Source organism: Rickettsia asembonensis, assembly GCF_000828125.2.
Taxonomy (GTDB): Bacteria; Pseudomonadota; Alphaproteobacteria; order Rickettsiales; family Rickettsiaceae; genus Rickettsia; species Rickettsia asembonensis.
In genome coordinates, this window is record NZ_JWSW01000012.1 from 25,771 (window position 1) to 31,770 (window position 6,000).

A 6,000-nucleotide genomic window follows, 5' to 3' on the forward strand; every position below is an offset into this window, starting at 1 on the left:
TTATTAAAAAATTCATATATTAATTAAAATACAAAGTTATTTATTAATCATTATGTCAAATACACCTAAGTTAGAAAATTACTATAATAAATTGTTACAAGATATCATGCTTAAAACATTAGAGCAGAATAAAACTGTGGAAACCTATCTAATACAAGAAGATTTTAGTAGTGCTTTAGATGAGTTGCAAAAAATAAACGGAAAGCTTGAAGAATATTGTAAGGTTTTTTCTCTGCTTGAAATAATTAAAAATGAACTCTCTGAAGAAGATAAATTATATAACTAATTATAATTGATATAAAAGGTGAAAGTCGCGTTTCGCCTTTTATATTCAATAATAATTTCCTGCTTCAACTTCTAGCTTTTTAAAATGTGATATACTGAGGCTATACCCTATAATAATAGGAATTACTATCATCAACAATCCTAAATTATTAAAACGTTCTGTTAAATAAACAAGCCCAAAAGAACTAATTACATACATAGCGGCTCGTGAAGAAGCATATATAAAGCTAGCATAGGTAAATCGTTTAAAAACCGGAAAACTTTTATAAAATATTGGAATTGCCGGAAATTCACTTGGAGAAAAAGTAACTACAATTAGTTGAATTAAGAGAATTTGCCAGCCTTGCGTTATATTATCTAATATTAATGGACTAAATAGAAGAAAAATTAAAAATATTACTAATTGCGTTTTTAAAATTTTTAGTGGATGAAATTTATAGCATAAACACGTAAGTGCTAGTGCTACAAAAAATTCTACTATAGAAATAATGAAATTTTGATGTATTACTGCTTCAGCGGTATAGTGTAACGAATCTTTAAGTATATTACTACAATGAATATAAGCAAAATAGAACCACACCGGTTGTGCTAGTTGTATTAAAAAATAATAGATTGCGGTCTTCTTATTAACTTTTTCCTGCCATACATGATTATTTTTTATCTTTGCTACATCAATTATATTACTATCTTTTATATTTTCTTGTATTCTACGCTTAGCATCAACAAAATCTGGTGTTTCACGTAAAGTAGTCCTAGCAGCACTCCCTATTAAAGCAATTCCTGCACCTACCCAAAATGCGATACGCCAATTAAAGCTATAGGATGTAACTAAGGTTGCTACGCCAAGGGCGACAGTTAATCCTAAGCTAGCACATACCCCTACAAATGCTACGGCAGGAAAGCGTTTAGGAACTCCTACGGATTCTGTTAAATATAATTCTGCTCCCACTCTTTCTCCCATGGACGACATACCTTGCACTATACGGCATATTGTTACTATCCAAGCGGCACTAGCACCTACTTGGGTATAAGTAGGAAGATTAGCCATAACGATGCAAGAAAACGACATTAAAATAGTGGTAATAATGACTGTAGATTTCCGACCTATATTATCTCCTATCCAGCCAAATAACAAAGCTCCTAAGGGTCTAAAAATAAAAGTAGAACAAAAAGAAAAAGCTGCAAGAAGGCGATTAACGTGAGTATCATATTGCGGAAAGAAAAGCTCATTAAGTAGTACTGCCATATGAACATATAGCATAAGATCAAAATACTCTAAAAAAGTACCTATCGATAGTAAGCCTATAGCCTGTTTTTGTTCTCTATTTAAATTTTTTTTTCGTATCCCAACACAATTTTTTCTAAAAAGTTAATTTATAGAAAGGTTATATTAAGAAGATTTAAAGTCAAGGAAAAAGTTACAATATTTTATGATTATACTTATTTAAAACTTCTTTGACTAATGAAGTTGTTATTTTTCTTTTGGAAATTAAAGCAAAATAGTTAATATTTTCTAATATTTCTATAATTTTAGAATATTCCCTAGGCAAATTTACTAAAAGAAAATCTATTATTTGTCCTGATATTGTTACCGAAGAAATAGAAAAATGCTTAAATATTAGAATTTTGATTAATTCATCATCAGGTGAGTTTAATACAATACTAAATACTGATTTAATACGTGAAGATAAATCGGGTAAAGTAAAATTTCTGCTTTTATTAGATGAGGTAAGTAAAAGATATTTTTGTTTTTCGTTAATAATATTAAATATATGAAGTAATGCCGGTTCTTGCCAATTTTCAATATCTTCAATGATAAAAGCATTATATTTTGCTAAAATTTCTTCATTAAAAAAAATATCTTTAATAATATAGGCGCTGCTTAATTTTTGCCATATTTTGGTTAAATAAGTTTTTCCTGACGAAGAAGGTCCTTTAATTAATAAAGTAAATTTATAAGGATTAACGCCAAAGCTGCACTGCCAATTTTTTATAATATTATAAGCTTGCTCGTTAGAACTAGAAACAATAAACTCATCAGGATGATATTTATTAGAAGTAATAAAACGAAATATATATTGCTGCATTATTAATCCTTAGCAGCATTGTTGTAGGTCGAGGGGGTCATTTTCATGCTTCTCTATGTCATTCCCGCGAAAGCGGGAATCCAGAAAAATAATCTTAATACCAGTACAAAAATTATACATTAATTCATAAAATAAACCTAAAAAAACAAGTTTTTTATAGGTTTGACTCGATTCCCGCTTTCGCGGGAATGACATTAGACACTTTTTAAAAATCATACAATAATATTATAACTTAGCCGTCTGTTCGATAGAATTTGCTAGATTTATAAAATTTAATTAGATTTAGGAGTAAAATTTTTGTAATCCCTGCAATCGGTATAGCAAAAAATATTCCAATAATTCCAAATAAACTGCCGCAGGCAAAAATCGAGAATATAATCCAAAGAGGATGCAAACCTATTTTATCACCGATAATTTTAGGAGTTAAAATATAAGACTCACAAATATTCCCGACTAGATAAATTATCATTATATATAATAATTTTGCGGTCATGCCGAAAGTTAAATAACCGATAATTAGAGTCAAAAGAAACGATATAAAAGTACCGATAAAAGGAATAATAACTAAAAATCCAGTTAAAATGCCAAGTAAAAGAGCGAGATCAATACCTATTACGGTAAATGTAATACTATAATAAGTAGATAGTAATAAGCAAATATTTAGCTGTCCTCTTATATAAGCTGATAACAGATTATTAATTGCCGATAATATTTCAAGGATTTTCGGTCGGGTTTTTATAGGTAATAATGATTTCATGTTTGCAATAATTTTAGCCCAATCACGTAGGAAATAGAATAATATTATAGGTATAAGTAAAAATAAAATAAATATGTTAATAGTAATAATGGTATAACGCCAAAAATTATTAGCAATACTGCCAAGTATAGTAAATATACTATTTATAAGATTGCTTAAAGAATTCTTGATTTTATCGGCAATATCAGGTTCTATCGAATAAATTTTTGCCATTATAGGCGGTAATATTTCTGCTTGTAAATAATTTTTATATTTTGGAATATTATTTATAAAAGTAAAAATTTGTCCATAAATTATCGGCACTAAAATAGTTAAGCTTAAGAAAAATATGCTCAAAAATATCAGATAAATTATGCTTGATGCAAATTTATTTGATATTTTAAATTTTGATGCGATAAAACCTATAGCAGGTTGGAGTAAGTAAGATATTATAAATGCGATAAAAAATGGTTTTACTGCGTCTGAAATTAGCATAAAACCGCTTATAAAAAGCCCTAAAAAAACTAGCCAAAATATAGCGGTTCTATTCATATTATTTTTTCCATTTCTATACGAAGATCAACTTTAAAAAGAGTAATCGGTTCACAAGGCGAGGATCGCAGCTTATACTTAATACGTGAGAACCGAAGCTCTTGTAGAACGACAACGCCAATTTTTGAAGTTCATCAAGTATTAAGATTTTTTAACTACTTGTACGGTAGCAGGTCTAAGCAGTCTATCCCTAATTTTATATCCTGATTGCATTAAAGTAATAATGCTATTCGGTGCATGATCAGGATGTTCTATCTGCGAAATTGCATTATGTAAATTATAGTCGAACATTGATCCTATTTCCGGCTTTATTTCTTCAATATGATGTTTATGAAAGATTTTGTCCAGTTCATCTTTAGTCATCTGAACGCCTGCAATAATATTTGTGACTTCTATATCAGAATTTGCCGGTTTATGTGCTAATGCTCTTGAAAGATTATCACTAACATTTAGTAGTTCTTTAGCAAATGTAGCAATCGCATAATCTTTTGCTTCGTCACGTGCTTTTTCTAAACGTTTTCTTGTATTATCTATTTCGGCAGTAGTTCTAATTAGTCTGTCTTTTAGCTCTTCAATTTCTGCTTTTAACTCTGTTATTTCCGGATTTGCCTTTTTAACTATCTCTTCAGCAATATCATTTATTGTTTGTTCATTATTTTCTATATTATCATCTATCATATTATTTACTTTATATTTATATTCTTTTTTGAGATATATAGATATAATAAAAATTTTTTCAATGGTATACTCGTTTAATTTGAAAATTAAACTTCGTCTACTATTTATTTTTACTTATGGAGTACAAATTGTATTTATGAGACAGTCAGGAAGAAAAAGCAACCAATTACGTCCTATTTCATTAGAATTATCACCGCTTATTAATACGGAAGGTTCATGCCTTATTAAAATCGGTAATACACATGTCATGTGTAGTGCTACTTGCGAAACTACCGTACCGCCGTTTTTACGAGGGCAGAATCAAGGTTGGGTTACCGCTGAGTACGGCATGCTCCCAGGCTCTACATCCCAGCGTATTAAAAGAGAAGCAGCACAAGGGAAGCAAGGCGGAAGAACCCAAGAAATACAGCGTTTGATAGGAAGAAGCATGCGATGTGTAATTGACTTGAAGAAACTAGGTGAGAGGCAGATTATTATAGATTGTGACGTTATTAATGCCGATGGCGGTACTAGAACGGCAGCGATAACAGGAAGCTACGTAGCATTACACCTAGCTATTAGATCATTGATGAAAAAGAGAATTTTAAAGGTAAATCCGTTAATTAGTCAAATTGCAGCTGTTTCCTGCGGGATATATAAAGGTGAGGCGATACTAGATTTGGACTATTTAGAAGATAGCGATGCTGAAGTGGATAGTAATTTTGTATTTGCAGGTAACGGTAATTTAATCGAAGTACAAGGCACGGCAGAGAAAGAACCTTTTTCCGAAGAGCAGTTTATAGCAATGTTAAAACTTGCTAAAGGCGGCGTAGCAGAATTATTTAAACTACAAAATCAAGTGCTGCTTGGGGCTTAGAGGTATTATTTTGTGGGGCGGTAAAATGCTCTTTATGTCATTCTGCGAGGCATTGCCCGCATGGATACCACCCCGTCATTGCGAGCAGGCATTGTTGCGTAGACCGGTAAAATCCAATGTGTCACCCCGTGGCTTGATAGAGGCGAAATTGATCCACGCAACAACGTCTTACTGCGAAAGCAGGAATGACAGAGAATATCAATAAAATTTAAGCGTAGGGATATCATAAAAATTAGTATCTTTACCTGATAATATAATTATCTTATCTCGATTAGTATTATTTATAAATACCTTATGATTAAGATCTATTACTTTAACACTACTATGTGGTCCTAAGATTAATTCCTCAATATTACCTAGGCTTTTAAACGTGACCCGCTGATTAGCTCCAATTGTTATTTTATCGGGAGATATATTAATATTTGCTATTTTACTTTCTCTGGTAAAAGTAATATTTCTATATTTTTGATCGTTCATATTTTCCTCTTTAAATGAATTTTAAGTTGTAAAATTATTACTACAATATTCCATATACTACTTCAATTAAAAATTTTTTAATTTAGCTCCTTACTCAATTTATAATTGCTATTATAGTACATTTTTTAAATTTAAGCGGCTATTAAGATTATATTATTGTCTAATATGCCTTATAATTATTTTTGATATTAATAAGGTACATGCCTCGGCATGATTGTTAGAGCAGGGAAGATATAGATATATTGTAGGGGGTAATAAAGTTAATAAGATATCAAAAAACAAGAAAAAGCAAAGAGAAGAAGCCGTTTTATACCTAAGGGGAGTGTTGA

At 30.5% G+C, this 6,000-nt stretch carries 9 protein-coding genes; 3 read left to right on the forward strand and 6 right to left on the reverse strand.

The window, feature by feature from the left end; genetic code table 11:
* Nucleotides 1-52 precede the first annotated feature (52 nt).
* A complete protein-coding gene (locus tag SB78_RS02535) occupies nucleotides 53-286 on the forward strand; it encodes a hypothetical protein (RefSeq protein ID WP_041078378.1) in 234 nt (77 codons plus the stop codon).
* Between the two features lie 45 nt (nucleotides 287-331).
* On the opposite strand, the gene SB78_RS02540 is transcribed toward SB78_RS02535, so the two are convergent.
* The 5 genes from SB78_RS02540 to grpE all read right to left on the reverse strand — a co-directional run bounded on the left by SB78_RS02540 (nucleotide 332) and on the right by grpE (nucleotide 4,338).
* A complete protein-coding gene (locus SB78_RS02540) occupies nucleotides 332-1,630 on the reverse strand; it encodes an MFS transporter (protein ID WP_041078380.1) in 1,299 nt (432 codons plus the stop codon).
* A 73-nt stretch (nucleotides 1,631-1,703) separates the two neighbouring features.
* The gene (locus SB78_RS02545; RefSeq protein ID WP_041078381.1) at nucleotides 1,704-2,372 is read right to left on the reverse strand and encodes an HdaA/DnaA family protein; all 669 of its coding nucleotides are present in this window, start codon (nucleotides 2,370-2,372) and stop codon (nucleotides 1,704-1,706) included.
* 9 nt (nucleotides 2,373-2,381) lie between these two features.
* Nucleotides 2,382-2,567 carry a hypothetical protein gene (locus tag SB78_RS09150; protein ID WP_146625003.1) on the reverse strand — a complete coding sequence of 62 codons (186 nt, stop codon included), beginning with the start codon at nucleotides 2,565-2,567 and terminating at the stop codon, nucleotides 2,382-2,384.
* Between the two features lie 37 nt (nucleotides 2,568-2,604).
* On the reverse strand, nucleotides 2,605-3,660 hold the full coding sequence (locus tag SB78_RS02550; RefSeq protein ID WP_041078382.1) for an AI-2E family transporter: 1,056 nt from the start codon (nucleotides 3,658-3,660) through the stop codon (nucleotides 2,605-2,607).
* Between the two features lie 141 nt (nucleotides 3,661-3,801).
* A complete protein-coding gene (grpE, locus tag SB78_RS02555; protein ID WP_041078383.1) occupies nucleotides 3,802-4,338 on the reverse strand; it encodes a nucleotide exchange factor GrpE in 537 nt (178 codons plus the stop codon).
* A 136-nt stretch (nucleotides 4,339-4,474) separates the two neighbouring features.
* Between grpE and rph the strand changes: the two genes are divergently transcribed.
* Nucleotides 4,475-5,194, forward strand: coding sequence for a ribonuclease PH (gene rph / locus SB78_RS02560; RefSeq protein WP_041078384.1), 720 nt, complete (start codon nucleotides 4,475-4,477; stop codon nucleotides 5,192-5,194).
* 10 nt (nucleotides 5,195-5,204) lie between these two features.
* Nucleotides 5,205-5,399 carry a hypothetical protein gene (locus tag SB78_RS09630; RefSeq protein ID WP_158510088.1) on the forward strand — a complete coding sequence of 65 codons (195 nt, stop codon included), beginning with the start codon at nucleotides 5,205-5,207 and terminating at the stop codon, nucleotides 5,397-5,399.
* Here SB78_RS09630 and SB78_RS02565 read toward each other — a convergent pair.
* The gene (locus SB78_RS02565) at nucleotides 5,393-5,671 is read right to left on the reverse strand and encodes a hypothetical protein (protein ID WP_041078385.1); all 279 of its coding nucleotides are present in this window, start codon (nucleotides 5,669-5,671) and stop codon (nucleotides 5,393-5,395) included. The two genes, SB78_RS09630 and SB78_RS02565, sit on opposite strands and share 7 nt — an antisense overlap.
* Between the last annotated feature and the right edge of the window lie 329 nt (nucleotides 5,672-6,000).

Bases quoted from the DNA above. Each gene is read 5' to 3' on its own strand.
- SB78_RS02565 (WP_041078385.1), bottom strand. From the start codon at position 5,671: ATGAACGATCAAAAATATAGAAATATTACTTTTACCAGAGAAAGTAAA.
- SB78_RS02535 (WP_041078378.1), top strand. From the start codon at position 53: ATGTCAAATACACCTAAGTTAGAAAATTACTATAATAAATTGTTACAA.
- rph (WP_041078384.1), top strand. From the start codon at position 4,475: ATGAGACAGTCAGGAAGAAAAAGCAACCAATTACGTCCTATTTCATTA.
- SB78_RS09150 (WP_146625003.1), bottom strand. From the start codon at position 2,567: ATGTCATTCCCGCGAAAGCGGGAATCGAGTCAAACCTATAAAAAACTT.
- SB78_RS02545 (WP_041078381.1), bottom strand. From the start codon at position 2,372: ATGCAGCAATATATATTTCGTTTTATTACTTCTAATAAATATCATCCT.
- grpE (WP_041078383.1), bottom strand. From the start codon at position 4,338: ATGATAGATGATAATATAGAAAATAATGAACAAACAATAAATGATATT.
- SB78_RS02550 (WP_041078382.1), bottom strand. From the start codon at position 3,660: ATGAATAGAACCGCTATATTTTGGCTAGTTTTTTTAGGGCTTTTTATA.